This is a genomic window from Serratia sp. AR11 (genome assembly GCF_056376275.1).
Genome location: NZ_CM150739.1, coordinates 858,283 through 884,506, shown reverse-complemented (window position 1 = coordinate 884,506; position 26,224 = coordinate 858,283). Strand labels below are relative to the sequence as shown.

The 26,224-nt window shown below is 54.3% G+C and carries 30 protein-coding genes and 1 pseudogene; 24 read left to right on the top strand and 7 right to left on the bottom strand.

Annotation, left to right across the window (positions count from 1 at the left end):
* Window positions 1-41 precede the first annotated feature (41 nt).
* Complete coding sequence (locus ACSOSI_RS04145) at window positions 42-938, bottom strand: helix-turn-helix domain-containing protein (protein WP_476706590.1); 897 nt, start codon at window positions 936-938, stop codon at window positions 42-44.
* A gap of 235 nt (window positions 939-1,173) precedes the next feature.
* Between ACSOSI_RS04145 and ACSOSI_RS04140 the strand changes: the two genes are divergently transcribed.
* The 22 genes and pseudogenes from ACSOSI_RS04140 (at window position 1,174) to ACSOSI_RS04035 (ending at window position 19,476) form a co-directional block, all read left to right on the top strand.
* A complete protein-coding gene (locus ACSOSI_RS04140; RefSeq protein ID WP_012005321.1) occupies window positions 1,174-1,479 on the top strand; it encodes a hypothetical protein in 306 nt (101 codons plus the stop codon).
* Between the two features lie 74 nt (window positions 1,480-1,553).
* Window positions 1,554-1,775: a TraR/DksA C4-type zinc finger protein gene (locus tag ACSOSI_RS04135; protein WP_261409027.1), complete on the top strand. Its 222-nt coding sequence runs from the start codon at window positions 1,554-1,556 to the stop codon at window positions 1,773-1,775.
* Window positions 1,776-1,779: 4 nt separating this feature from the next.
* Window positions 1,780-3,843: a replication endonuclease gene (locus tag ACSOSI_RS04130; protein ID WP_476706589.1), complete on the top strand. Its 2,064-nt coding sequence runs from the start codon at window positions 1,780-1,782 to the stop codon at window positions 3,841-3,843.
* Between the two features lie 63 nt (window positions 3,844-3,906).
* Window positions 3,907-4,101 carry a hypothetical protein gene (locus ACSOSI_RS04125; protein ID WP_026142210.1) on the top strand — a complete coding sequence of 65 codons (195 nt, stop codon included), beginning with the start codon at window positions 3,907-3,909 and terminating at the stop codon, window positions 4,099-4,101.
* 205 nt (window positions 4,102-4,306) lie between these two features.
* Window positions 4,307-4,510: a tail protein X gene (locus ACSOSI_RS04120; RefSeq protein ID WP_012005318.1), complete on the top strand. Its 204-nt coding sequence runs from the start codon at window positions 4,307-4,309 to the stop codon at window positions 4,508-4,510.
* Between the two features lie 3 nt (window positions 4,511-4,513).
* Window positions 4,514-4,732, top strand: a complete 219-nt coding sequence (locus ACSOSI_RS04115) for an HP1 family phage holin (RefSeq protein WP_012005317.1) — start codon at window positions 4,514-4,516, stop codon at window positions 4,730-4,732.
* Window positions 4,716-5,228 (top strand): lysozyme, encoded by a 513-nt coding sequence (locus ACSOSI_RS04110; protein WP_017891673.1) that lies wholly within the window; start codon window positions 4,716-4,718, stop codon window positions 5,226-5,228. The genes ACSOSI_RS04115 and ACSOSI_RS04110 overlap by 17 nt, the downstream gene beginning before the upstream one ends.
* 39 nt (window positions 5,229-5,267) lie before the next feature.
* Window positions 5,268-5,732, top strand: a complete 465-nt coding sequence (locus tag ACSOSI_RS04105; protein ID WP_476706588.1) for a phage tail protein — start codon at window positions 5,268-5,270, stop codon at window positions 5,730-5,732.
* Between the two features lie 88 nt (window positions 5,733-5,820).
* Complete coding sequence (locus ACSOSI_RS04100) at window positions 5,821-6,456, top strand: phage baseplate assembly protein V (protein ID WP_476706587.1); 636 nt, start codon at window positions 5,821-5,823, stop codon at window positions 6,454-6,456.
* Window positions 6,453-6,803 carry a GPW/gp25 family protein gene (locus tag ACSOSI_RS04095; protein ID WP_012005313.1) on the top strand — a complete coding sequence of 117 codons (351 nt, stop codon included), beginning with the start codon at window positions 6,453-6,455 and terminating at the stop codon, window positions 6,801-6,803. Before ACSOSI_RS04100 ends, ACSOSI_RS04095 begins: the two co-directional genes overlap by 4 nt.
* 4 nt (window positions 6,804-6,807) lie before the next feature.
* Window positions 6,808-7,716, top strand: coding sequence for a baseplate assembly protein (locus tag ACSOSI_RS04090; protein ID WP_135344650.1), 909 nt, complete (start codon window positions 6,808-6,810; stop codon window positions 7,714-7,716).
* A pseudogene (locus tag ACSOSI_RS04085) lies at window positions 7,709-8,230 on the top strand (phage tail protein I); the annotation flags it as partial. The gene ACSOSI_RS04090 and the pseudogene ACSOSI_RS04085, both read left to right, overlap by 8 nt.
* A gap of 2,768 nt (window positions 8,231-10,998) precedes the next feature.
* A complete protein-coding gene (locus ACSOSI_RS04080; protein WP_476706586.1) occupies window positions 10,999-12,603 on the top strand; it encodes a phage tail protein in 1,605 nt (534 codons plus the stop codon).
* Between the two features lie 2 nt (window positions 12,604-12,605).
* Entirely contained in the window at window positions 12,606-13,130 is a 525-nt protein-coding gene (locus ACSOSI_RS04075) for a tail fiber assembly protein (protein WP_261278302.1), read from the top strand.
* Between the two features lie 162 nt (window positions 13,131-13,292).
* Window positions 13,293-14,462, top strand: coding sequence for a phage tail sheath protein (locus tag ACSOSI_RS04070; RefSeq protein ID WP_476706585.1), 1,170 nt, complete (start codon window positions 13,293-13,295; stop codon window positions 14,460-14,462).
* 13 nt (window positions 14,463-14,475) lie between these two features.
* Window positions 14,476-14,985: a phage major tail tube protein gene (locus tag ACSOSI_RS04065; RefSeq protein ID WP_006323695.1), complete on the top strand. Its 510-nt coding sequence runs from the start codon at window positions 14,476-14,478 to the stop codon at window positions 14,983-14,985.
* A 64-nt stretch (window positions 14,986-15,049) separates the two neighbouring features.
* A complete protein-coding gene (locus tag ACSOSI_RS04060) occupies window positions 15,050-15,337 on the top strand; it encodes a phage tail assembly protein (RefSeq protein ID WP_476706584.1) in 288 nt (95 codons plus the stop codon).
* A gap of 32 nt (window positions 15,338-15,369) precedes the next feature.
* Entirely contained in the window at window positions 15,370-15,492 is a 123-nt protein-coding gene (locus ACSOSI_RS04055) for a GpE family phage tail protein (RefSeq protein ID WP_207213182.1), read from the top strand.
* Window positions 15,485-17,542, top strand: coding sequence for a phage tail tape measure protein (locus tag ACSOSI_RS04050; protein ID WP_476706583.1), 2,058 nt, complete (start codon window positions 15,485-15,487; stop codon window positions 17,540-17,542). The genes ACSOSI_RS04055 and ACSOSI_RS04050 overlap by 8 nt, the downstream gene beginning before the upstream one ends.
* Before the next feature lie 12 nt (window positions 17,543-17,554).
* Complete coding sequence (locus ACSOSI_RS04045) at window positions 17,555-18,016, top strand: phage tail protein (protein WP_017891663.1); 462 nt, start codon at window positions 17,555-17,557, stop codon at window positions 18,014-18,016.
* Entirely contained in the window at window positions 18,013-19,167 is a 1,155-nt protein-coding gene (locus tag ACSOSI_RS04040; RefSeq protein ID WP_476706582.1) for a contractile injection system protein, VgrG/Pvc8 family, read from the top strand. Before ACSOSI_RS04045 ends, ACSOSI_RS04040 begins: the two co-directional genes overlap by 4 nt.
* A 90-nt stretch (window positions 19,168-19,257) precedes the next feature.
* Window positions 19,258-19,476 (top strand): DNA-binding transcriptional regulator, encoded by a 219-nt coding sequence (locus ACSOSI_RS04035; protein WP_012005301.1) that lies wholly within the window; start codon window positions 19,258-19,260, stop codon window positions 19,474-19,476.
* A gap of 154 nt (window positions 19,477-19,630) precedes the next feature.
* On the opposite strand, the gene rplS is transcribed toward ACSOSI_RS04035, so the two are convergent.
* The 5 genes from rplS to ffh form a co-directional block, all read right to left on the bottom strand.
* Complete coding sequence (gene rplS, locus ACSOSI_RS04030; protein ID WP_012005300.1) at window positions 19,631-19,987, bottom strand: 50S ribosomal protein L19; 357 nt, start codon at window positions 19,985-19,987, stop codon at window positions 19,631-19,633.
* Between the two features lie 54 nt (window positions 19,988-20,041).
* On the bottom strand, window positions 20,042-20,809 hold the full coding sequence (gene trmD / locus ACSOSI_RS04025) for a tRNA (guanosine(37)-N1)-methyltransferase TrmD (protein ID WP_012005299.1): 768 nt from the start codon (window positions 20,807-20,809) through the stop codon (window positions 20,042-20,044).
* A 52-nt stretch (window positions 20,810-20,861) separates the two neighbouring features.
* A complete protein-coding gene (gene rimM, locus ACSOSI_RS04020) occupies window positions 20,862-21,410 on the bottom strand; it encodes a ribosome maturation factor RimM (protein WP_012005298.1) in 549 nt (182 codons plus the stop codon).
* Between the two features lie 18 nt (window positions 21,411-21,428).
* Window positions 21,429-21,677 carry a 30S ribosomal protein S16 gene (rpsP, locus tag ACSOSI_RS04015; RefSeq protein ID WP_004932501.1) on the bottom strand — a complete coding sequence of 83 codons (249 nt, stop codon included), beginning with the start codon at window positions 21,675-21,677 and terminating at the stop codon, window positions 21,429-21,431.
* A gap of 216 nt (window positions 21,678-21,893) precedes the next feature.
* Window positions 21,894-23,255, bottom strand: coding sequence for a signal recognition particle protein (gene ffh, locus ACSOSI_RS04010; protein ID WP_476706581.1), 1,362 nt, complete (start codon window positions 23,253-23,255; stop codon window positions 21,894-21,896).
* Window positions 23,256-23,424: 169 nt separating this feature from the next.
* Here ffh and ACSOSI_RS04005 point away from each other — a divergent pair, with 169 nt between their 5' ends.
* On the top strand, window positions 23,425-24,216 hold the full coding sequence (locus ACSOSI_RS04005; RefSeq protein WP_017891659.1) for a cytochrome C assembly family protein: 792 nt from the start codon (window positions 23,425-23,427) through the stop codon (window positions 24,214-24,216).
* Window positions 24,217-24,256: 40 nt separating this feature from the next.
* Entirely contained in the window at window positions 24,257-25,546 is a 1,290-nt protein-coding gene (locus ACSOSI_RS04000) for an HlyC/CorC family transporter (protein WP_012005295.1), read from the top strand.
* Window positions 25,547-25,614: 68 nt separating this feature from the next.
* On the opposite strand, the gene luxS is transcribed toward ACSOSI_RS04000, so the two are convergent.
* Window positions 25,615-26,130, bottom strand: coding sequence for an S-ribosylhomocysteine lyase (luxS, locus tag ACSOSI_RS03995; protein WP_004950350.1), 516 nt, complete (start codon window positions 26,128-26,130; stop codon window positions 25,615-25,617).
* Between the last annotated feature and the right edge of the window lie 94 nt (window positions 26,131-26,224).

Here is a 26,224-nt window from a genome sequence, read left to right as displayed (position 1 = left end):
GCATTTCTTATACGACTAAGCCCATTATTAATGGGCTTTTTTTATGCCTGAGGCGTCAGAGTCAACCAGACCATGCCCAAGGCTTTCAGCGCATCGGTAGAGCACTGGAAGTCAGCATTTCCCCCACTGACCTGAACCTGATTACCCGGCAAACGCGCAATATCATAGACGTCGATATTGCCGTCGATATCGATCAGCCAACGGCCATTGGCAATGTGCGTCACCGCTAAATCCACCAGCCAGGATAACCGACCGCCGTCAATGTAGGCCGGTTGCGCTACCCCTGCCGGGATCAGCGAACTGTCCGCCAACCATTCTCCCGCCTCTTTCAACTGCCCGGCGACGAGCCGGTATTTCGGCAGCCCTTGCCCGCCCTTAGGTACCGTCACCGCCGTGCTGCCACTGCCCATTTCCCCCTGTCCGGTTGCCAGCCACAACAGAGAAACACCGGTATCCAGAGCGCAAGTCACCACGATATCTCCCGGGAAATAATTACGACGAACCCAGGTGCTCATGGTGCCCGACGAAATACCCAGTAAATCTCCCAGCTCTTTCTGCAAACTGAAACCATAGGCATCGAGAATGCGGCGCAGCACACCTTTACCGCCAGAGGCCAGAACCCGATCGTAAAGCGCTTTTCCCTGCGCGGGTTGAATCGGTTTACGTTCACTTTTTGCTTTTGCAAGCTCCCCGGTCATAAGCCAGGCCAAATCCGCGCCCGTAGCCAGCGCGCAGCTGATGATCACATAGCCAGGCACACTGCCACGTTGCTGCCAACTGCTGATGTTGTTAGGGGCTATCCCCAGGATTTCACTCAGCTCTTTCTGCGTGCCAACGCCATAAGATGAAAGGATCCTTTCAATCACTGCGCCTACTGAGGCGTTATCGTTCACAGTCTCTTCACGCATATCATCACCAATTAAAATCAAAATTTGCATTTACAAGTCGCATTTTGCGATCTAAAGTGCCGTATGAATGTTTCACAAACGGCTTAAATGTCACTTTAGTTAAGATGATGCGACATGATTGATGAAAATGCAAACATCCTGGTAGTCCAATAGCAAGTTATGCTGCCATTGGTTAACGGTAAGCTCACACAGTGATGGTGATTCGAACCGAGAGCTGCCTCGCTTTTGCAAGCCCATATATCAATCCGCATCCAGGGAGGTTGTTATGCTGCTTGCGAGTGAAGAGCAACGGGCTATCGGCCTACGGCGTATCGCTGAAATCCGCCGCACGTTATTCGCCCAATATAAAAATCAGGCCGAGGAGATCTACAACACGGCACCACTGCATCTACGTCACACGCTCTGCTTTCATGCAGGCCTGACCGAGCGTCACGTGATGCTGCAGTTCCACGAGATGAGTTATCCCCAGCGACAGAAAATTGTCGCTGCGCTCAATGCATTCATTGAACTGGGCAAATCACTGCCGCGCTATATCAGCGAAGAGGATTGCCTGCTGAATCAAAAAAAATAGCCGTTCTGCAACTTCTGGCGTGCAACCCGCCGGATGTCATTCGGCCCAAATTTACCCTATCTGGAGAACACACCATGGCTGATACCATAGATATGGCGCAAGAACGCCAGGCGCTGATGCTCGAAAAGCAAATCGCGCACGCCAGGCCTGTAGTCACCCAAGCCTCTGCGCAGTTTTGTGCAGACTGTGACGGGGCGATCCCTGAGGTACGACGCCGCGCTATTCCCGGCGTAAGCCGCTGCGTGGCCTGCCAGGAGATCTCAGAGGCTCAGCAACGTCACTTTATCCGGCGTTAATACGATGCCAGCTTCCCCCGGCCTTATTGGCCCCCCGCCTTCAGCCTCGTTTGAAGGTGCCTATCCCTGGAGTGCCCCGCGGCCAGCCATTGGCCGCGAACCCACGCTAAACCGCGATCGGTTACGCCAGTGGCAAGCCGCGCTGCGGCGCGTCAATTCTCTACCTTATTATCTGCGTATACAGTTTACCGAGCGCCACCAACATCTGTTGAGTCAACAAGGTTCGAAGGCTGCCTGGCACTATTTAGTGTTGGTTTTCGAACGTCGTATATGGCCGCGTATTCAGCAAGTGAACGATAAATTTGCTCTGAATCGGCAGGCCTCGATGCGCTTTGGTAGTGAGTCCGACAACTATAACGCTTTGCCCACGTTGGGTGACAAGGCGCTGGAACAGTTGGCAAAACGTATCGCCGGCCAGTTACTGGCGCTTTATCAAAGCGAGTGCGACACCCTACTGACCAGGCATGCGGGAGACTCTTCTGTCCTGCTGCGGGACGAAATTCAATCGCGGTTGTATGGCCAGATTGCCGGTATGGCACGCGCTTTTAATATTCAGCCCATGCACTGGCACTGTTATCGCAAGGGGGTGCTGGACAGCCACCGCGCGGTAGCGGCACTGTCGAGACTGACCAGCGATCGTTGGTGGCTGCGGCGCCTGAAGATGCAACGTATGCAGTGGCGCGAAGCGCTGCTGATCGCCATTGGCAACGTCAGCCGCAACACATCGCCCTATGCCAGCCGGCAGGCCATTCGTGACGTGAAGGCGAGACGCCAGTCAAACCTGGATTATCTTCGCCGCTGCGATTTGGAAAATACCGTTACCGGGGAGCGTATCGATCTGATGGAGAAAGTGCTCGGCAGCATTGCCAACCCGGCGATCCGCCGTATGGAGCTAATGAATACCCTCGCAGGCATTGAAACCTACGCCGCACGCAGCAGCCACATCGGCCTGTTTGTCACCCTGACTACCCCCTCCCGTTTTCATCCCACGCGCACTGCCGGCGACCGCGGTAAGTCACGCTTTAATCACCGCTGGGACCGCGAAGATTTTACCCCCAAAGACGGCCAACGCTACCTGGTGAAGCAATGGAGCAAAATGCGCACTGCTTTCAAAGATCGCCAGTTGCAGGTCTACGGTGTTCGCGTAGTGGAACCGCATCACGACGGCACACCGCATTGGCATCTGATGCTGTTTACCCCTCAACCCCATCGTCAGCAGGTGATCGATATTCTGCGCCGTTATGCACTGCAGCAAGATGCCGGGGAACCCGGAGCGCAAGAGAATCGTCTCCAGTATAAGCACCTGAATCGAGGGGGAGCGACAGCTTACATGGCCAAATACATTGCCAAGAATCTCGATGGCTATGCACTGGAGGAAGAACTCGATCATGAGACCGGTAGCCCGCTGAGTGAAACCGCCAATGCCGTCAGCGCCTGGGCCAGCACCTGGCGTATTCCGCAGTTTCATCCTTTTGGTTTGCCCAGCATAGGCGCATATCGCGAGTGTCGTCGCATTCGTGGGCAAAGCCTGACGCAGCAGTTCGATGCGCGAACCGAAGCCGTACGCGCCGCCGCCGATACGGGAGATTTTGCCGGTTATATCAATGCTCAGGGCGGTGCTAACGTGCCGCGCAGCCGGCAGTGGGTGCGCGTAGCGCGTGATGATGCGCCCATGCTGAACAGCTATGACGAACGAGTGCAAAAGGTGGTCGGTATTTATGTCCCCCATCTGGGCCCTGATCGGGTGTACCGGACCCGTACGCTACAATGGCGCATCGTCGCTAAAAACCGCGAACCTGCGACACCTTGGAGTTCTGCCAATAACTGTGGATCCTCCTCCTTTAACGCCCCAAAACCGGCGCCCTCCGCACGTCTGACTCCAGCACAACAGCAGTATTGCCTGACTATTGCCCGCGATCTTCGGCAGACAGGTATCGATCCACAGCGCTGGCAGTTGGAAGTATTAGCAAGAGGAGGGAAAATCAGCTTTGACGGACAACTTGTACAATTTCCGCTAATCAATGACTGGGCAAATTTTTACTGCACAAATGATAAATCCAATCATTGACGCCTTTAGCGTTTTGCTTAATACTGTATAAATAAACAGTATACTTAAGAGAGGGCAAGAACAGTGGAAATTATGGATAAACAACAGCTAACACTGTCCCGCATCCAGTTCATCGCCGATGTTTCGCAGGCCGCGCAGTGCAGTGCCGCCGAATTTCTGATCGCCATGTCGCTGATTTCGGATCTGGCCAGCCAGGTGTTGCCGGACAATGATTATCAAGAAATATTTTACCCGGCTGACGGACAGGACTCTCGCTAAATCAGCGTCTGCTTACGCTAAATCCCCTTTTCCAGCACCCGCCATCGGCGGGTGTTTTCGTTTCTGTCACCAGCATTCCCCCGTTCAGTTGTGCCAGCGCATCCACAACCCCATCGCGTTGCCGATGCCTGGTTCTCACGGGAAACTAGTGCTTATCCGGGGCCGTAGCGTCCATCTCAGTCAACCACATCGCAGGAGCGTAATGATGAAAATTTATGCACAACAAGGCGACACCATAGACGCGATTTGCTGGCGCTATTACGGCAGCACTCAGCGTCTGGTGGAGCAGGTCTATCTCGCTAATCGCGATCTGGCCGACGCAGGCCCGCTACTCCCCCACGGTCATCCGGTAGAACTGCCGGATCTGCCGGCGGCCGCTCAACGAGAAACCGTCAAACTGTGGGACTAAGCGATGGAAAAACTCACCTCAACGCTTGCCTACCTCACGGCGGCCTGCCTGGCCTGGATGGGGCGACATTCCACACAGGACATTGCCCTCTTGGTCGGCGCTGCGGTCGGTGTCGGTACTTTCGCAGTGAATTGGTACTACCGGCGTAAAAGTTACCAGCTGTTGAAATCGTTAAAAAAAAACGGTCTGAAACGCGGAGTCTACGATGAGCTCACTCGCTAAACGCTGCAGCGTGGCGGCTATTCTGGCCCTCGCCGCCCTGCTGCCACAGTTCAATACCCTACACACCTCTGAACAGGGATTGCGCCTGATTGCCGATTTCGAAGGCTGCAGACTCTCCCCCTACCAGTGCAGTGCCGGGATATGGACCAACGGCATCGGCCATACCGCCGGTGTGAAATCCGGCTCAGTCATCGACGAACGCCAAGCCGCGGCCAATCTGATCGAGGATGTCCGCACCGTCGAGCTCGGTATCGCACGCTGCATGGCCGTAGAGATGCCGCAGCCGGTTTACGACGCAGTCAGCGCCTTTGCCTTCAACGTTGGCGTCAGCGCTGCCTGCAATTCCACATTGGCCACCTTTATCAAACGCCAACAATGGCAGGCGGCTTGCGATCAGCTACCGCGCTGGATCTATGTCAAGGGCGTTAAAAGCCAGGGGCTGGAACGCCGTCGTCATGCCGAACGTGCTCTGTGCCTGCAGGGTATTCAGCGCTGATCCTGGCTGCATCGCTTCAACCACTCAAGGAGAGACATCATGCTAAAACCCGAGCAGTTGCGTACTGCGCTGACCACCGCTCTGCCAGACCTACAAACGCATCCCGATAAGCTACGCATCAGCCTGGATAATGGCCGCGTGGTTTCAACATTAGGCCCTTCGCTGTCATTCGAATACCAATACCAGCTCAATCTGACGCTGAGCGACCAGGCAGCCGAAGAAGACCTGGTGATGGTCACTGTCTTGGCCTGGCTACGCCGTCACCAGCCCGACATTCTCGCCAACCCGGATAAACGTAAAAACGGTTTTGCCTTTAAACGCGACGTCAGCGCCGCCGGCCAACTGGATCTTCAACTGCAATTGACCGAGCGCATCCAGGTGGAACAGCGCGAGGGTGCACTGCATATCACTCCCCTGGCCGAGCCGCCGGAGCCGGAAAACGTCATTCGCTTCACCCGTGTTTACCTGCACGGCGAGCTGATCAGCCAATTTCAGCAGCCATAAACTGACCCTGGGGACGGCTTCGGTTGTGCTGGCGTCAGCTAAACGCCGCCGCGTTGTCGCCCCCCTTATACGGCGGCATTCTTAACAAATGAACACAGACAACTTCGATATTCAGCGCCTGGTGCGCAACCTGATACGCATCGGCACCATCAGTGAGCTCGACCTCGAACGCGGGCGCTGTCGCGTTGCCACCGGTGGCAACCTCACCGACTGGCTTAGCTGGCTAACCGGCCGAGCCGGTGACGCTCGCTGCTGGTGGGCACCCAGCGTAGGTGAACAGGTGCTGGTGTTGTCGCTGGGGGGCGAGCTTGATACCGCCTTCGTGCTCCCCGGCATTTTTTCCGATGCCCATCCCGCGCCGTCAACCTCGGCTCAGGCGGCACACATCACCTTCCCTGACGGCGCGGTAATCGAATACGAACCGGCAGAGGGGGCACTGAAAGTCATGGGGATCAAAAGCGCCACCATTGAAGCCACAGAGCAGGTAATCGTCACTGCACCGGCCATCACCTGTCGTGCAACGAGCAAGATCACGCTGGATGCCCCCGAGGTGGAATGCACTCAGCTATTAACCACCGGCACCATCGCCATCCGACAGGGCGGCTCGATGACCGGCGATCTCAACCACTCCGGCGGCAGCATCAGTTCTAACGGCGTGGTGGTACATAGCCACACCCACGGCGGCGTGCAAAACGGCGGAGGCCAAACGGATAAACCAGTATGAATAACGCGAAATATCTTGGCATGAATCGCGGCTCAGGCCGCGCGATCACCGACATTGAACATATCCGTCAGTCAGTGAGCGACATTCTGATCACCCCAATCGGCTCACGCATCATGCGCCGCAATTACGGTTCGCTGCTGTCCGAGCTGCTGGATCAGCCGCAAAACGACGTGCTGCGGCTGCAGATTATGGCCGCCTGCTACAGCGCGCTGCTGCAGTGGGAGCCGCGCATTCAACTTAGTGGCATCACCTTTAACACTACCATCGACGGAAAAATGGTGGTCGACATTACCGGCAACCGTATCGATACGCCGGATACCTTTTCTCTTTCTGTTTCTGTGAGCTGACACCATGGCAACCATTGACCTGAGCTTATTACCCGCCCCCACGGTGGTGGATCCCCTCGACTACGAGTCGCTGCTGGCCGATCGCAAGGCCACGCTGATTTCCCTTTACCCGGAAGAACAGCGTGAAGCCATTGCACGCACGCTGACGCTGGAGTCGGAACCGATCGTCAAACTGCTGCAGGAAAACGCATACCGTGAACTGATCCTGCGCCAGCGCATCAATGAGGCCGCTCAGGCGGTGATGCTCGGCTATGCCGGCGGCAGCGATCTCGATCAGCTTGGCGCTAACTTCCAGGTTGAACGCCTGGTGGTCCAGCAGCCTGACAATACGGTCATTCCGCCGGTAGCGGCGATTATGGAGTCCGACAGCGATTTCCGCGTACGCATCCAACAGGCATTCGAAGGGCTGAGCGTGGCCGGCTCCAGCGGTTCCTACGAATACCACGGTCGTTCCGCCGATGGTCGGGTAGCCGATGTTTCCGCCACCAGCCCCAGCCCGGCCAACGTACTGATTTCGGTGCTGTCGCGTGAAGGTGATGGCACCGCCAGCGCCGAGCTGGTGGCAATTGTCGATAAAGCGCTAAACGATGAAGACGTGCGCCCGGTGGCCGATCGCGTCAGCGTACGCTCCGCCACTATCGTCAATTACAACATCGATGCCGTGCTTTATCTCTACCCTGGTCCGGAAGCAGAACCTATCCGCCGCGCCGCCGAAGCCAAGCTGAAAAGCTACATCAGCGCCCAACACCGTCTGGGGCGTGATATCCGTCTGTCGGCAATTTACGCCGCTCTGCATGCCGAAGGGGTGCAACGGGTGGAACTGAAAAGCCCGCAGGCCGATATCGTGCTGGATAAAACCCAGGCGTCGTACTGCGCCAGTTATCTTCTGACCGTCGGAGGCTCCGATGAGTAACCGTCTGCTGCCGGTCGGCTCTTCACCGCTGGAGGTCGCTGCGGCGGCCGCCTGCGCCGAGCTGACCACGATGCCGGTACCGCTGCGGGAGTTGTGGAACCCGGCCACCTGCCCGGTCAACCTGCTGCCGTATCTGGCCTGGGCGTTTTCGGTCGATCACTGGGATGAGGGCTGGACGGAAGAAACCAAACGCAACGTCGTCTCCTCTGCCTTCTTCGTGCATCGTCATAAAGGCACTATCGGCGCCATCCGCCGCGTGGTCGAGCCCTTGGGCTATCTGATCAAACTGCGTGAATGGTGGGAAACCAACGCAGAACCCGGCACCTTTTCACTGGATATCGGCGTGCTAGAAAATGGCATCACCGAAGAAATGTACCTGGAAATGGAACGGATGATCGCCGACGCCAAGCCTGTCAGCCGCCACTTGACCGGCCTGGCGCTGAACCTGGAGGCCTCAGGTAATATCGAGGTGGCCGGTGGTCATTACGACGCTGAGATAACCACGGTATATCCGGATTATGTCGAGTTCGCCCGCCAAATGCTGGAGGGCCACTATCAGTTTTTACAACGTAATACCGGTACCACCCTGGATTCGACCCAACAACATTTTGTTCTCAACGCAGAACATGTTCTGGCCGACTCACGCCATGAACGAGAGCTTTCACGCATGGCGGGATTGCCCAATGATGCCACCACCGAGGGGCAGGCGTTGCAAATTCTCGGCTATGCCCATGCCTTTTTGGCGACCCAACAACAGAAGTATCTGGATCAGGCCATTGCCTGTTTCGATGCTTATGTGACTCATTTTTACGACGGCGCCCCCATCCCGAAAACCCCTCAGCGTTGGGTAGCCAACTGGATCGTCAACGCCAAGGAGCCGGTGCCGGCTAACTGGCCGGTAGACAGTAAAGATCCGACGCACAGCGGTTTCAAAGGCGTCCCCATGACCTTCATTAAAGGCAAAACACAGATCCCGCAGGGCGCGCCTTACTGGGGAGAATATCTGGATATCGCCACCTTCGCCTTTGACGGCACCCTGGCCTGGGACGCCATCAATGCGCAGGTGCGTGCAGTTGACGCCGCCGGCAACGTGGACTGGAGCAGTGACGGCAAGCGTTACGACGTGGCGTGGATCATTAACTGGCAGGGTTATCAGATTAGCGCCGATGGTGACATTCTGGCCCAGGGTCTGCCCGCCGCGCAGTTTGGTACCGTTCAACTGAAAGATAACACGCTCAGTGGCAGTCATAAGCTGAACTTTGCCAATCGTCAGCCCGTCGAGCACGGCGGCGTCATGATTGAACGTAATCAGGCTCAGCACAATCGTCCGCTGCACGTGCCGGTCCCGCACAATGCCATGGGTAATGCGGCAGACGCCGAGCTATGGTTTGCCGATGCCTGCCACCTGCTGCACAAAATCACCGGCGAGCAACGCTATTTCAATGCCTGGAAAAGCGTTGAATTCACCGCAATGGAATACACCGATATTGACGCGCAGGATAAGTTCTTCCGCCAGAGTTTGCATGCCAATACTCCCTTCACCGACGGCATCTCCTACGACTGGTCATATCCTGCCGGTGCGCCCGTCAGCTATGCACGCAACGCCGATGGCATGATCACCCTGCGCAAAGAAATTGCGTCACAGCAGTCACTGGAACAGCAATCGGTGTGGTTCCGCGTTGGCAAACAGTCAAAAGTTCGCACCAGTTTCGGCGGCGTTGATGACCAGAACCAGCCTATTTCCTGCCGGTTGCAATTGGCCATAGCAGCGGAAAAGGATGCAAAACAAACCACCGACTGGGGCATCGGTCTGCCGCAGTCCACCCAGACGCAGGTAAAAACCTATGATATCGCGCTCACCAGTCTGGCGGCGTTGACTCGCGAGGATGGCAGCGATTATCTGCTGGCCGACCTGCGTGCGGTGACCGATTACGGCGGTTGCGTGATCGGCAGCCGGTTTGAAGAACAGGTTTACGATCGGCGCAGCGCAACGGTGATCAACGCCAGCTACCCCAACGATGACGCTGGCATGGTGATCGGCGCCTGGCTGACCGCCGAGGAACGTTTTCCGGTAAACCAACTGGTTTATCGTGCTGATGCCGACTTCAATCTGCGGCTTGAGGACGACGATAAATGGCGCTGGTACTGGATGCTGCCCGCCACCGACGGAAAATGGACGCTGGCAACCTTTGACCCGGCTGCCGCGGTGCTGAGCGGCTATCAGCCAGACCATCAGGATGGCGATGAGAAACCTGCCCGTCCTGATTTCAGCACGGTGGATCAGGTCACTATCCTGCAAGACGGCAATGTGGCGAACGCTAACTTCAGCTACTACGTACTGAATGATATTCCGCCAACCTTTAACGCCGACGACGGTTACACCATCAAATACCGCGTCACGCTACAGGCAGACAACCCTTACACCGCACTGCTGGGGGATTGCACCCTACTGGGCCATCGTCAGGACAGCCTGTTCTGCACGCCCGGCGTGATCCCCTTTTCCAATATCTATCAGGCAGACAGCCAACAGTTCGACGGCTGGCACGGCATGCCTTATCCAGGCTACCAATACCCGTTCATTTTCGTGCATGCCGACGCCGATCCTGACGGTGTAATGCTCAACAACATGACCGAGTTTCTGTGGCAATCGCAGCAGTGGTATCAGCAGCAGTTTGGCGTATTGGGGCCGGGAGCTTCCGCTTATATCTGGAATCGCTGGGACAATCTGAGCTATGGCCCCGCGGACAGCTGGACCATGTACCACTGGGGCGACGGCACCGCCTGGTCCGGCTATCAACCTCGGGCCTTCTTTGGCGCCGCGCGTGCCTGGCATGAGCTGACACTGGCGGGAAAAACACCGCCAGCCAAACTGGTCGGTTATGTCGAAAACTGGCTGCGCTGGCTGATCGGCTTTACCCAGGACTCTGGCGGTATAACACCGACCGATTTCCCGATGACCGACATCCCGCAGCCCAACAAACATGATTTTACAGGCCATATGTGCGGCCTGTGGTTGGCCGGCGCCGTGCTGGCAAAAATGGCCGGCAGTGAGATTTCCGGCACCGAACACTTTATCGAACAATGCGTTACAGAGTTACAGAAGAATTTTCTCACCGCTGGAGATGTGATGGATGGCGCCTGGTCACCGGCACCACGTCCCGGCACGGACAACGGGATGTTCTTCGGTTTTTGGTCGGGTGAAATCCTGCGCGGATTGAGCCTGTATGTGATGTACAAGAACGGCCTGAATGACCTGGCCGACAAACAAAAGAGAGCAACGACATGACAGCAAAATATCGCGCCCTGCTCACCGATCAGGGTAAAGCGCTGCTGGCTAACGCCGCGGCAACCGGCCAGAAGCTGGAGATCACCCAGATGGCGGTCGGCGATGGCGGCGGCTCGGCCACTCTGCCCAGCGAAAGCCAAACCAGGCTGGTGAATGAAAAACGACGGGCGGTGCTCAATTCCCTGCAAGTTAACGCCGACAGCGGCAACCAGGTGATCGCCGAGCAGGTGATCCCGGAAGATACCGGTGGCTGGTGGATCCGTGAATTGGGGTTGTACGATAAAAATGGCGTACTGGTGGCCGTGGCTAATACACCAGACACTTACAAGCCATTGCTGGCCGAAGGTGCCGGTCGTACTCAGGTAGTGCGCATGGTCCTGCTGGTCAAAGGTGACGCCAGCGCAGTGATTGTGGCAGACAAAACTGCCGTGCTGGTTTCCCGCGATACGCTGGATGCGGCTATCGCCGAACATGCCCGTTCACGTAACCACCCGGATGCCACCCTGCTGGCCAAAGGCTTCACCCAACTGAGCAGCGACAGCAATAGCAACAGCGAAGTTCTGGCAGCGACGCCAAAAGCGGTGAAAGCGGTTAATGACGAGGTCAAAAAACGTCTGCCACTGAGTGGGGGTGATATCACCGGTTTGGTAAGAATGAGTTATAAAACGGGTATCTACGGCCTGGACGCTGCCGGCGCGCAAAACAATATGGTCATGCTCGGGAACCAAACCTACCCTAATGCCGTATTATTGGGTGGTAGTAATGTTCCCTCCATTATTATCTCGCAAACCAACCCACAAACGCTGGTAGCCGGTAAGCCTTATACATTTTTTCACACGGGTTTTAAACCTACGGCGGCGGATGTTGGGGCCTACAACAAGGCCGAGGTCGACGGAAAATTTGTCAAACAGAGCGGCGACATAATGACTGGTGAATTGACCGGTCAATATAACGGTCCACAAGTTTTTTCTGAGCAATATAATTCTAAAGCCGCATTCTATGGTGAGTTCTCTGCACGCTCAACAAATGCATATAGCCCGTTAATAAAACAGAAAATAACCATTGAAAATAAATCATCATGGGCAATATCACAAGGCAGTTTAGCTCTTGATGGTAGTCCTAAATGGTTAATGCAATTTAGAGGTTCCGCAGGGCAAGATATTCAATTTTCATGGTCAACAGAAGGTGATTTTATAGCTCCAAAAAGCTTAAAAGCTGGAAACACACTTTTTGTTGGCAACGCCAACATGACTCCAGATGGAAACATCTGGGGCACACGCTGGAATCCCAATGGTCAATGGCTATGGGATGCAATAGTAGCCAACATTAACGCTGCACGTGACGCAGTCTGGGGACATGCTGATCAAGCTGCTAATGCAGCACAAAATAATGCCAAAGACTGGGCATATCAAAATCTCATTCAAGGGGTTCGCCTATCAGGCCGAACTGTTATCGCCGATACCGGTGGAAGAATGGATTTACCGTCAGGTTGCGTTTATAGCGGTATGTCGGGGGCAAACTATAATCCAGGTGTTTGGGGTGCCTACTCGGCAATACAGGTTGTAAGAAATGGTCAATGGGTTACTATCGGGACAGAATAATAATGAAACATTTAAAAAACCTTAAACAGTATACGCCAGAAATACCATCACTGGGTTTAGACGTGACTTACCTGCGTGATGAAAATGGCAACGACTGGTATGAGCATCAAAAAGAATACTCGGCCGACACTATAAAGGTCGCCTATGATGCTAATGGGATTATCTGTGCATTTTCGCATGATGTATCTATGTTATGGCCATTTAATTTATCGGTCATTGAATTCAGCGAAGAAGATACACCTAAAAAATTGTCAAACACTGGAGAATGGATGTTTGATGGTAAAAATATTATTCCACGCCAGTTTTCGCAGACCGAACTTGAAAAACAAGCTCAGCAAGATAAAGACCAGCTTATGGTATTAGCTACTAAAGTTATCGCACCGTTACAAGATGCAAAAGAGTTGGGTATTGCCACAGAAGAAGAGTTAACAAAGTTAAAAGCATGGGTAATTTTTCGTATCCAGACTAATCGTATTGAGGTGAGCGCGGCTCCGAACATTACCTGGCCTACTTATCCTAATATCTAATAATTCTATTAGCAGAGAATCATCTTACTCAACGCCCCGCCCGGGGCGTTTTTTTATCTTGATTTTCCTGCTGTTGTACCAGTTCTCATACATACCCAATGAGATGCGCGACCCGGTCACGAAAGGCATTCTGTTGTTACCAACCACAAACGGAGTAATGCTATGGGTGATTATCACCACGGCGTGCGTGTCCTCGAAATCAATGAAGGCACCCGCGTAATTTCCACCGTCTCGACGGCGATTATTGGCATGGTTTGTACTGCAGAAGATGCCGATGCCAGCCTGTTCCCTCTCAACACTCCGGTGTTGATCACTGACGTTCTGGCCGCCAGTGGCAAGGCCGGCAAAAATGGCACCCTGACACGCTCGCTGCTGGCGATTGCCGAGCAGGCCAAACCGGTCACCGTCGTGGTACGTGTGGCAGAAGGCAAAGACGAGGCCGAAACCACCTCCAATATCATTGGCGACGCCGATGAAAACGGTAAATACACCGGCATGAAAGCCTTGCTGGCGGCACAGGCCGAACTGGGTGTGAAGCCACGTATCCTAGGTGTGCCAGGCCACGACAACCTGGAGGTAGCAACCGCACTGGCCGGTATCTGCCAACAACTGCGTGCCTTTGGTTATATCAGCGCTTACGGCTGCAAGACCGTCTCCGACGCCATCAAGTACCGCGCAGGCTTTAGCCAACGCGAACTGATGTTGATCTGGCCAGACTTTGTTAACTGGAACACCACCACCAACAGCAGCGACATCGCATACGCTACCGCTCGTGCACTCGGTCTGCGCGCCAAGATTGACCAGGAAACTGGCTGGCATAAGACCCTGTCCAACGTCGGCGTCAACGGCGTCAGCGGTATTTCAGCCAGCGTATTTTGGGATCTGCAAACCGTCGGTACCGATGCTGACCTGCTGAACGAAGCCTGCGTCACCACCCTGATCCGCAAAGATGGCTTCAAGTTTTGGGGCTCACGCACCTGTTCCGACGATCCATTATTCCAGTTCGAAAACTATACCCGTACCGCGCAGGTATTGGCTGACACCATGGCCGAAGCTCATCTGTGGGCAATTGACCGCCCGGTTACGCCAACGCTGATCCGCGACATGATCGACGGCATCAAAGCCAAGTTCCGCGAGCTGAAATCCGCCGGACTGATCATTGACGGCGACTGCTGGTACGACGAAAGCGCCAACGATAAAGAAACCCTGAAGGCCGGCAAACTGTTTATCGATTACGACTACACCCCGGTACCGCCGCTGGAAGATTTAACCCTGCGCCAGCGCATCACCGACCGTTACCTGGCGAACTTCGCCGCGTCCGTGAACAGCTAAGGAGACCTGAATAATGGCACTGCCAAAAAAACTGAAATATCTGAACCTGTTTAACGACGGCTTCAACTACATGGGCGTGGTCTCCGCCATGACCCTGCCAAAACTGACCCGTAAGCTGGAAAAATTCCGCGGTGGCGGCATGAGCGGCGCAGCCTCGGTGGACTTCGGTCTGGATGACGATGCGCTGGTAGTCGAATGGACCATGGGCGGTATCGATGAGCTGGTGCTGAAACAATGGGGCCGCGTCGACGCGGTACCGCTGCGCTTTACCGGTTCTTTCCAGCGTGACGACACCGGTGAAGTATCGGCACTCGAAGTCGTGATGCGCGGTCGCCACAAAGAAATCGACAGCGGTGACTTCAAACAAGGCGAAGACACCGAGACCAAGGTTTCTACCGACTGTACCTACTTCAAACTGAGCATCGACGGCAAAGAGCTGATCGAGATCGATACCGTCAACATGATTGAAAAAGTTGACGGCGTGGATCTGCTGGCGGCCCACCGCCGCGCTATCGGCCTGTAATTCATCACTTCAATGGCCAGCCACAGTGCTGGCCCTGCTTCCCTGACAATAATTGGATACCCCCATGGAACTGAATGCATCCCCAGAAAATACCGTTGCACTGGAAACCCCGATCAAACGCGGCGACAGCGAGATCCGTGAAGTACAGGTCACCAAACCGAATGCAGGCAGCCTGCGCGGTATTGGTCTGGCAGCACTGGCCAACGCCGACGTCGACGCCCTGATCACCATCCTGCCGCGCGTCACCTACCCGAACCTGACCAAAGAAGAGTGCGCCCGGCTGGAGCTGCCGGACCTGATCGCGCTGGCAGGCCAGGTGATCGGTTTTTTGTCACCGAAATCGGCCGAGTAAACATCAACCCCGTTCTGACCGTGGACGATCTGATGGCGGACATCGCAGTGATTTTTCACTGGCCGCCATCAGAGATGAACGGCATGACGCTGACAGAGCTGATGGAATGGCGCTATAAGGCCCTTCAACGTAGTGGAGTAAATACAGATGAGTAGCAGCGGCAGCAAAAAAACGTTAGCAAACGCGGACACCAGCATCCGCAACCAGCAAAAGCGGCTAAAAACAGAACAAAAAAACCAGGCTCAACTAACCCAATTACTGAAGATAAAAGCGGCGCAGGCCGACGTACTGATTGAGTTTGATGCGATTCAAAATACCCGTATGGCTTTGCCCGCGTTTTTATCTTCCCCCAAAGATATTGAAACAACGCAGCAGGCGAATCTCAATCACGTCCTGCAAAAGGCCCGTGGAGCCATTTTATCGCTCCAGCAAGGCCATCTGGAAAAACAGCTCCAGGGCAAAGGGATTGATACCGCCAATTTAACCGGCGCCCAGCAACGCTCACAAGAAAATTCAGAGACCGCCCAAAACCTTCTTAGCCGCCAACAACGCGTCCGCCAAAAACTGAGTCAGCAAAGACGCACAGAAGTGCTTGGTGATTTTCAAACCCGACAGAACGGAATTGGAAAGATTCGCGATGTTGCTTCAAAGGGGTTGGGACTGGCAGGTACTGCCTTCAATACGGGTAAAGATTTGCTGGCACCGGGTATGAAGTTTGAAAAGCAGATGTCCGGTATGCAGGCGCAGTTGGGATTAAACAAAGACGACCACCGGTTAACAGCCCTGCGCCAGCAGGCAACCGGCAGGGTGTCCAAGGGACAGTCCCCGCAGGAGGTCGCTGAAACGCAATCCGCTCTGGCCGCCGCTGGCTACAACCCTCAGGAAGTTTTGGCTGCGGCCCCCGCAGCACTGAATCTGGCCAAGGCCAGCGGCAGCAGCATCGAGGAGGCAGTAAAAGCTCTATCGGGTATCCAGCAGGCGTTTCAGCTGCCGGCCGATCAGGCTGGAAATATCGCCGATATAATGGCCAAAGCCAGCAGCAGCTATCAGTGGAGCCTTGATGAGTTCGATAAAAAAATACGGACAGCCGCACCGGCAGCCCTCCAGAGTGGACAGAGCCTGGAGCAAACCGCCGCACAGTTGGCCCCACAAGGGCACAGCCTGGGAAACGTCGATGGCGCGGCTCAGGCGATGGTCACCGTACGGGGGGATAATCTGGATGGCGATATCAAGAAACTGTTCGCCAACTGGGACAGCATTCACATAGATCTTTTCGACGGCCAGAATTCATCTCTGCGCCAACTCACACAAACCGCGACCGGCTGGCTCAACACCCTGGGCCAATGGTCAAAAGAAAACCCTACGTTAGCCAATAGCCTGATGACGGTTGCCATTGCAATCACTGCACTGATTGGCGGCCTGTCAGCCATAGGTACCTTTATCGTGCCGGCGCTGAGCGCCATTAACATGCTGATGGCCGGTGCGGGTCTACTGGGCACCGTATTCACTTCCGTTGGCGGCATGATAGCCGGAGTCTTTGCTGCCCTCAGCCTGCCCATTGTCGCCGTAGTCGCAGCGATCGTCGGAGGAGCCGCCTTAATCTATAAATATTGGGAACCGATTAGCGCCTTTATCGGTGGAGTCGCGGAAAGTTTCAGTACGGCAATGGGTCCTATTGGTGATGCATTTTCTCCAGTGACTACAGCCTTCAACAGCGTCATGGACAAGTTAAAACCGGTCTATAACTGGTTTATGCAATTATTGACACCGATAAAAAGCACTCAGGAAGAACTGAACACCGCAGCGGCTTACGGAAAAATGCTGGGCGAATGGCTGGTTTGGGCATTCAGGCTGCCCGGCGATGCGCTTAACCAGTTAATTGGCTTAATCGGCAAGGCGCGAGGCATCATTGATTCGGCCATTGGATGGTTTAGCAATGAAAAAAGGGATCCAACCTCGGAAAAATATGACAGTAGCCTCTCCCCCAGCGGTGGCGTGCTGAGCTTGGGCAACGAAAACTATCGTGCCGTTCGCCCAACCGCTCCCCCTAACCTTTCAGATAACAGCGTACGGACCAATAACGTCTCTATCAACGTACCGGAGGGAACTACGCGTGACGAAATGGAACGTGTCGTCCGTTCAGCCATGATGGACATCGAAAATACTCGCCGTAATCAGCACCTCAGCGCTTATGCGCAGGTATAAGGAGCCAGACTAATGATGCTAACACTGGGACTGTTCGTATTTATGTTACGCACCCTGCCCTACCAAGCTATGAACCGTCAGTTGAGCTATCGCTGGCCAACAGGAAGCCGCGTCGGCCAAAGACCAAGCGCTCAATTTCTGGGGGTGGATGGTGAAACTATCACCTTAAGTGGACAACTGATGCCTGAGCTAACCGGAGGTAGGCTTTCTTTACTTGCCCTGCAAACCATGGCCGAACAGGGGCGTGCCTGGCCGCTTATCGAAGGCAGCGGCACCATTTACGGCATGTTTGTGATCGAGAAAATCACTCAAGACAGCAAAGAATTTTTCGCTAACGGCCAACCACGCCAAATTTCCTTCACCATCACATTAAAACGCGTGGATGAATCGCTACATGCCATGTTCGGTGATTTGCGTCACCAGGCTGGCGACCTGTTGGCGAAAGCGCAAAAAGCGACGGGAATGTCATTATGATCGCCGATGTTTATCAGCCCATGGGGGCCAAACCGGCCCCCGACTTTATCCTGACGCTGGCGGATAAAGACATTACCAACGATATCCGTCAGCGGCTAATCTCGTTAAACATGGTAGATAATGGCGGCCTGAGCGCCGATCAATTGACCATTAATCTGGACGACAGCGATGGCCTGATGTCCCTGCCCAGCCGGGGGGCCATTCTGGAGTTGTTTCTTGGTTGGAATAACTCGGCGCTGGTTGGCCAGGGCAAGTTTATTGTCGATACTATCATCCACTCTGGCGCTCCCGATCTCATCTCAATCACAGCTCGTAGCGTTGATTTTCGCGGCTCGCTGAACGAATCCCGCAGCGAGTCTTATTCAGACAAGACCTTTGGCGAAATCGTGCAACAAATTTCAACGCGTAATGGGCTGAACGAACCCTATTTGAGCGATGAGTTGGCCGCAATAAAGATTGCGCATATCGACCAAACCAATGAGACCGATGTTCAATTTCTTTCCCGGTTAGCCTTGGTAAATAGTGCACGAGTGACTATCAAATACCAGCGCCTGCAGTTTATCAAACCCGGGTTTGGTCGTAGCCCGCGTGGCGAGCCAAACCCAATAAAAACACTGACCCGCAGTGACGGCGACACTCACCGTTTTGAACTGAAAGATCGCGGCGGTTACACCGGTGTCAGCGCCAGTTGGCTGAATACCGAACATCCAGAGCGAGCCAACAGCAGCGTACAAGTAGAGCGGGAAATCCCGCAGGCAAACGCCAGTACATCCCGGCATCCTGCCGCCAAATTCGCTGACAAAATAGCTACCGCGCCACAGCAAACCAGTAGCTATATGGTCGGTAAAGAAAAGCAGGTCTACCACATTGCAAAAATCTATCGTGATAAAGAAACCGCCATGCGGGCAGCTCAGTCACTGTTTGAGCAATTACAAAGAGGGATCGCAACCTTTAGTATCAGCCTGGCCACCGGACAGCCAGATCTGTTCCCTGAGACTCCCATCCGAGTTTATGGTTTTAAGGAAGCTATCGATCAGCAACTGTGGGTGGTTAATAAGATCACTCATACCTTAAGCAACAGTGGCTTCTTCAGTAATCTGGAACTTAACGTCTACATTGAGGGTGTTGAGATCACTACCAAAGAAAATTAATCTCGCTTTCGAAAATCTAATCTTGTTTTTGCAAGTTATTGAGCTATTATAAGTCATATAACTTGATGCAGTCGAAAGAGGGATTCAACTATGATGCACTGTCCACTTTGCGGTAGCGTGGCCCACACTCGTTCCAGCCGTTACCTCAGTGAAGCGACCAAAGAGCGCTACCACCAATGCCAGAACATTAACTGTAGCTGCACCTTTGCCACGCATGAGTCCGTCGCGCGAGTGATTGTGAAGCCTGGCGATATTGTTCCGGCTCAGCCGCACCCGGAAAAAAGTAAACAGCGTGTCGCGGCGCTGTAACGCAAAGAGCCTGCCACCGCAGGCTTTTTTATATCTGCGTAAACTTACTTTTCCGAAAATAAATCTTGCAAATGCAATCAACAGATTTTAAGCATAAAAAAAGGGGTCGGCATATTGCCAACCCCTTCATAGTTATTAACTTTTGGATGCAGCGTTAGCCGACGCGGTTCAGACGCTCTTTGATACGAGCAGACTTACCAGTACGCTCACGCAGATAGTACAGTTTGGCTTTACGAACGGCACCACGACGTTTAACAGCAATGCTGTCAATTACTGGTGAGTGAGTCTGGAATACACGCTCAACACCTTCGCCGTTGGAAATCTTACGAACAGTGAATGCAGAGTGCAGACCGCGGTTACGGATAGCGATAACCACGCCCTCGAATGCCTGCAGACGTTTTTTGCTACCTTCAACGACCCATACCTTAACTTCCACGGAATCACCCGGACGGAATGCAGGTACGTCTTGCTTCATCTGCTCTTGTTCAATTTGCTTAATAATGTTGCTCATAATATGTCTCTTACCCTAGGTAAACTGATATATCGGTCCCGTCGAGCCAATTGCTCAGACGTTCCCTTCATAGTCCTGCTGCTTGGTCTGATGTTCCCGTTGGAACTCAGCCAGCAACACCGCTTGCTCGTCAGTCAGAGCTAGGCTTTCCAGAAGTTCAGGTCTTCTAAGCCAGGTACGGCCCAGCGACTGCTTTAAGCGCCAGCGACGTATCTCGGCATGGTTGCCCGACAGTAAAACTGGCGGAACCTCCATCCCTTCCAACACCTCAGGACGGGTATAGTGCGGGCAGTCCAGCAATCCATCGGCAAAAGAGTCCTCTTCTGCTGAAGCCTGATGGCCCAGCACACCCGGTATAAAGCGGGCGACTGAATCAATCAGGGTCATTGCCGGCAGTTCCCCGCCGCTGAGGACGTAATCGCCGATTGACCATTCTTCATCAATTTCGGTTTGGATTACGCGCTCGTCTACCCCTTCATAACGACCGCACACCAGAATCATCTTCGGGTTGGCCGCCAGTTCGCACACGCCGGTTTGATCCAGCTTGCGCCCCTGAGGTGACAGATAAATCACCTTTGCTCCCTCGCCTGCCGCTGCTTTTGCTGCATGAATGGCTTCCCGCAAGGGTTGCACCATCATCAGCATTCCCGGGCCGCCGCCATAAGGGCGATCGTCCACGGTACGATGCCGGTCGTAGGTGAAGTCACGTGGACTCCAACACTGCACGCTCAGCAGGCCATTTTTTACTGCCCGGCCAGTCACCCCGTAATCGGTGATCGCGCGGAACATCTCAGGAAACAGGCTTACAATACCAATGAACACAAGCCAATCCCCTTACTGTCATTCCACTTGTTTCGACCGTTTAATTCGGAGGTCAAAAACCAGGATCCCAATCTGCTTCAATCACGCGAGCAGTGAGATCGACTTTCTTGATAACCTGCCCATGAAGAAACGGGACCAACCGCTCCTTCATACCGAATGCATCTTTCAGGTTTGCCCGCACGACCATGACGTCGTTAGAACCGGTTTCCATCATATCGATGACTTTACCCAGTTCGTATCCGGAAGTGGTGACTACCTGGCAGCCCATAAGGTCTTTCCAGTAGTAATCATCGCCTTCCAGCGGAGGCAACTGCTCGGAATCTACGACAATTTCGCAATTGGTCAGTAGATTCGCAGCATCCCGATCGTCAATGCCTTTGACCTTGATGATCAGATCCTGACTGTGGCGTTTCCAGTCTTCCAACTCGACAAACTGCCACTGACCAGAGCGCTGGATTAACCAGGGCTGATAGTCAAATATGCTTTCGGCGTTCTCGGTGGATGAAAACACTCTGAGCCAACCACGGATGCCGTAAGTAGACCCCATCTTACCGAGTACAATCGGCTGCTTAGGTGCTACCGGTTTGAGTTGCTTGCTCATTGCCACCACCGCGACAGATTAAGCTGCTTTCTTAGCGTCTTTGATCAGCGCGTGAACGCGATCAGAAACGGTAGCACCCAGACCAACCCAGTGCTCAATGCGATCCAGGTCCAGACGCAGTGCTTCAGCCTGACCAGATGCGATTGGGTTGAAGAAACCTACACGCTCGATGAAACGACCATCACGAGCATTGCGGCTGTCGGTCACTACTACTTGATAGAACGGACGCTTTTTTGCGCCGCCACGTGCCAAACGAATTGTTACCATAACATCCTCTTTAGTTAATAAAACAGCCGGGCCCCATTGAGGGAACGGGGCCCGGTTGCAATATAAAAAGCCCGAAAATTTTACTCATTTTGGCGCAAAAAGCAATCGAAAGCGTAGTTCGTCGTCAACTACTTTTTTTCGCCGGTAATATTTCGGGCGGTTTTCACCGCGAACGGCAAATGCTTAAACAGGCTCACCCCAGAGGGCAAGCGGCTGTCAGCGGCCTGGGAAGCCCGGCGGCATCATACCTTTCATGCCGCGCATCATCTTCGCCATTCCGCCTTTCTTCATCTTTTTCATCATGCGTTGCATGTCGCCGAACTGTTTTAACAAGCGGTTAACATCCTGCACCTGCATGCCGGAACCCACCGCAATACGACGCTTGCGCGAACCTTTGATGATTTCCGGTTTGGCGCGCTCTTTCAGCGTCATCGAGTTGATCATCGCCTCCATGCGCACCAAAACCTTGTCGTCCATCTGCGATTTTACATTGTCCGGCAGTTGGCCGGCGCCGGGCAGTTTGCTCAGCATGCTGGCCATACCGCCCATGTTACGCATCTGTTTGAGCTGCTCCAGGAAGTCGGTCAGATCGAAACCGTCGCCCTTCTTCAGCTTGTTAGCCAGTTTTTCCGCCTGTTCGCGGTCAACTTTGCTTTCGATATCTTCGATCAGCGACAGTACGTCGCCCATGCCGAGAATGCGTGACGCCACGCGGTCCGGATGGAATGGCTCCAGCGCTTCGGTTTTCTCGCCCACGCCGAGGAACTTGATCGGTTTGCCGGTAATGTGACGGATGGACAGCGCAGCACCGCCGCGCGCATCACCATCGACCTTGGTCAGCACCACGCCGGTCAGCGGCAGCGCCTCGTTAAAGGCCTTGGCGGTGTTGGCCGCATCCTGGCCGGTCATGGCGTCGACCACAAACAGGGTTTCCACCGGCTTGATCGCCGCGTGCACCTGTTTGATCTCATCCATCATCGCTTCATCAACGTGCAAACGGCCGGCGGTATCGACGATCAGAACATCGTAGAATTTCAGCTTGGCCTGTTGCAGTGCACGGTTAACGATGTCGATCGGCTTGTCTTTAACATCGGACGGGAAGAAGTCGATGCCGACGCTTTCCGCCAGCGTTTCCAACTGTTTGATCGCCGCTGGGCGATAAACGTCAGCGGAAACCACCAACACTTTTTTCTTCTGTTTTTCTTTCAGGAACTTACCGAGCTTGGCGACGCTGGTGGTTTTACCGGCACCCTGCAGGCCCGCCATCAGCACCACTGCCGGCGGCTGTGCCGCCAGGTTCAGCTCGGTGTTCACTTCGCCCATCGCGGAAATCAGTTCGCTCTTGACGATTTTTACGAACTCTTGCCCCGGCGTCAGGCTTTTGTTGACTTCATGACCTACCGCGCTTTCTTTTACGCGATTGATAAAGTCCCGCACCACCGGCAGCGCAACGTCCGCTTCCAGCAATGCCATGCGCACTTCACGCAGGGTTTCCTTGATATTTTCTTCGGTCAGCCGCCCACGGCCGCTGATATTGCGCAGGGTGCGCGACAAACGATCGGTTAAATTTTCAAACATCGTCTCTTGCTCAACGTGTAATGACAGGCCGCTCTGGCGACATAATTGCGGCGATTATAACACGAAGCTAAGAGGATCTCTGCCTCAGCGTTGGAGATCGGTTGGAGTGGGACGCGCACGACGCTATACTGACAATCCAATTCACCACGCCGAAGCAAAATTAAACGCTATGCCAGTTTTCTCCATTGTGGCTTTGATCGCCTACCTGCTCAGCCTTGGACTGATTATTCCCAGCTTGTTGCGGAAGAACAGCGCATACCGTCGGCTTGCTCTCGTCTCGGCGGTGGTGGCGCTGGTTTGCCACGCCATCGCACTGCAGCAGCGTATTTTTGACGTTAGCGCCGGACAAAATCTCAGCTTGCTGAACATCGGTTCGATAGTCAGCCTGATCATCTGTTCGGTCATGACCTTTGTCGCCTCGCGCGATCGCGGCTGGTTCCTGCTGCCGATTGTTTATAGCTTCGCGATGATCAATCTGGCCTTCGCCAGCTTTATGCCGGGTGAGTTCATTACCCATCTTGAAGCCAGTCCGGAACTGATGGTGCATATCGGCCTGGCGCTGTTCTCCTACGCTACGCTGATTATTGCCGCGCTGTATGCGCTGCAACTGGCCTGGCTGGACTACCTGCTGAAAAACAAAAAGCTGTCGTTCAGCGCCGACATGCCACCGCTGATGAGCATCGAACGCAAAATGTTCCACATCACCCAGATCGGTGTCGTGCTGCTCACGCTCACGTTATGCACCGGCCTGCTGTATATGGATAACCTGTTCAGCAAAGAAAACGTGCACAAGGCCGTGCTGTCGATCATGGCATGGTTTGTCTATATCGTTTTGCTGTGGGGCCATTACCATGAAGGCTGGCGTGGCCGCCGTGTCGTGTGGTTCAGCTTTGCCGGCGCCTTTCTGCTAACGCTGGCCTACTTCGGCAGCCGTCTGATCCAGCAAGTGATGGTTCGCTAAGCCCTCAGGCTATCTTTCTCCATACATAAGGAATACCGCGTTGGAGCACGTTTCGACAGGAACCCTGATCATTATCCTGGTGGTTATGATCGTGGTTTCCGCTTACTTCTCAGCATCCGAAACCGGCATGATGACGCTAAACCGCTATCGTCTCCGTCATCTCTCCAAGCAGGGCAACCGCTCTGCCCGCCGGGTCGAGAAACTACTGCAAAAACCGGATCGTCTGATCGGCCTGGTGCTGATCGGCAATAACCTGGTCAACATTCTCGCCTCGGCGCTGGCAACCATTGTCGGTATGCGCCTATATGGCGATTTCGGCGTAGCCATCGCCACCGGTATCCTGACCTTTGCCGTGCTGCTGTTCGCCGAAGTGTTGCCGAAAACCTTCGCTGCGTTATATCCGGAGCGCATCGCCTTCCCCAGCAGCGTTCTGCTGGCACCGCTGCAGAAGGTGATGTTCCCGCTGGTATGGCTGCTTAATGGCATCACCACGCTGGTCTTGCGCCTGTTCGGCATCCACACCAACGTGCGGGTCAGCGATGCCGTCAGCAAGGATGAGTTGCGCACCATCGTTAATGAATCCCACTCACAGATTTCTCGCCGCAATCAGGACATGTTGATTTCCGTGCTGGATCTGGAGAAGGTGACGGTCGACGACATCATGGTGCCCCGCAACGAGATCGTCGGCATCGATGTCAACGACGACTGGAAGTCGATCATGCGCCAGCTCACCCACTCGCCGCACGGTCGCATCGTGCTGTATCGCGGCTCACTGGATGATGCTATCGGCATGCTGCGGGTACGCGAAGCCTACCGCCTGATGACCGAGAAGAAAGAGTTCAACAAAGAGAACCTGCTGCGCGCCGCCGACGAGATTTACTACGTGCCTGAAGGCACGCCGCTTAACGTCCAACTGGTGAAATTCCAGCGCAACAAAGAGAAAGTCAGCATCGTGGTGGACGAGTACGGTGATATTCAGGGGCTGGTGACGGTCGAAGATATCCTGGAAGAAATCGTCGGTGATTTCACCACCTCCATGTCGCCAACGCTGGCGGAAGAGGTCAATCCACAAAGCGACGGTTCGGTCCTGATCGACGGTACCGCCAACGTGCGCGAGTTAAACAAGGCATTCAACTGGACGCTGCCGGCCACCGATGCACGCACCATTAACGGCATGCTGTTGGAGGAGCTTGAGGAGATCCCTGAGGTGGGCACCCGGGTTCGTGTAGGCCATTACGACGTTGATATCCTCGACGTGCAGGACAACATGATCAAACAGGTGCGGGTCACGCCAATAAAATCGCTGCAGTCCAGCGTCCAGCAACACTGACCGCCCACCAGAAAGGAAAAAAGACGCGAACATCGCGTCTTTTTTTATCGCTGTAGCCCGGTGACGAACTAGATGTGCAGTTCCTGCAGCTTCTCTTTCGGCAGCGCCAGCTCTTCGTTGTGATTCACTACCACGTCGTGGTCAAGGATATGCTTGGCAATTTCCTGCGCTTCTTCCAGCGAGTGCATGTGGTAAGTACCGCACTGGAACTCATTCAGCTCAGGAATTTTGCGCTGATCGGTCACTTTCAGCACGTCACTCATTGCCGCTTTCCAGGCATCGGCAACACGCTGCTCTTCCGGCACGCCAATCAGGCTCATGTAGAAGCCGGTACGGCATCCCATCGGGGAGATGTCGATAATCTCAACGCCCTGGCCATTCAGATGGTCACGCATAAAACCGGCAAACAGGTGTTCCAGCGTATGGATGCCACGCTCAGGCATCACTTCCAGATTCGGGCGGCAAAAACGCAGATCGAATACGGTGATGGTATCGCCATGAGGAGTTTTCATGGTTTTCGCAACGCGGACAGCCGGGGCTGCCATGCGGGTATGGTCTACGGTGAAGCTATCCAGCAGTGGCATTTCGTTACCTCCTCGTAAAAGAGTATTTATTTCGAAACTTTTTTATCTATCCAGGAAACCTTTTCTAACTCAGCGAGTCTGAATATGTGAAAGA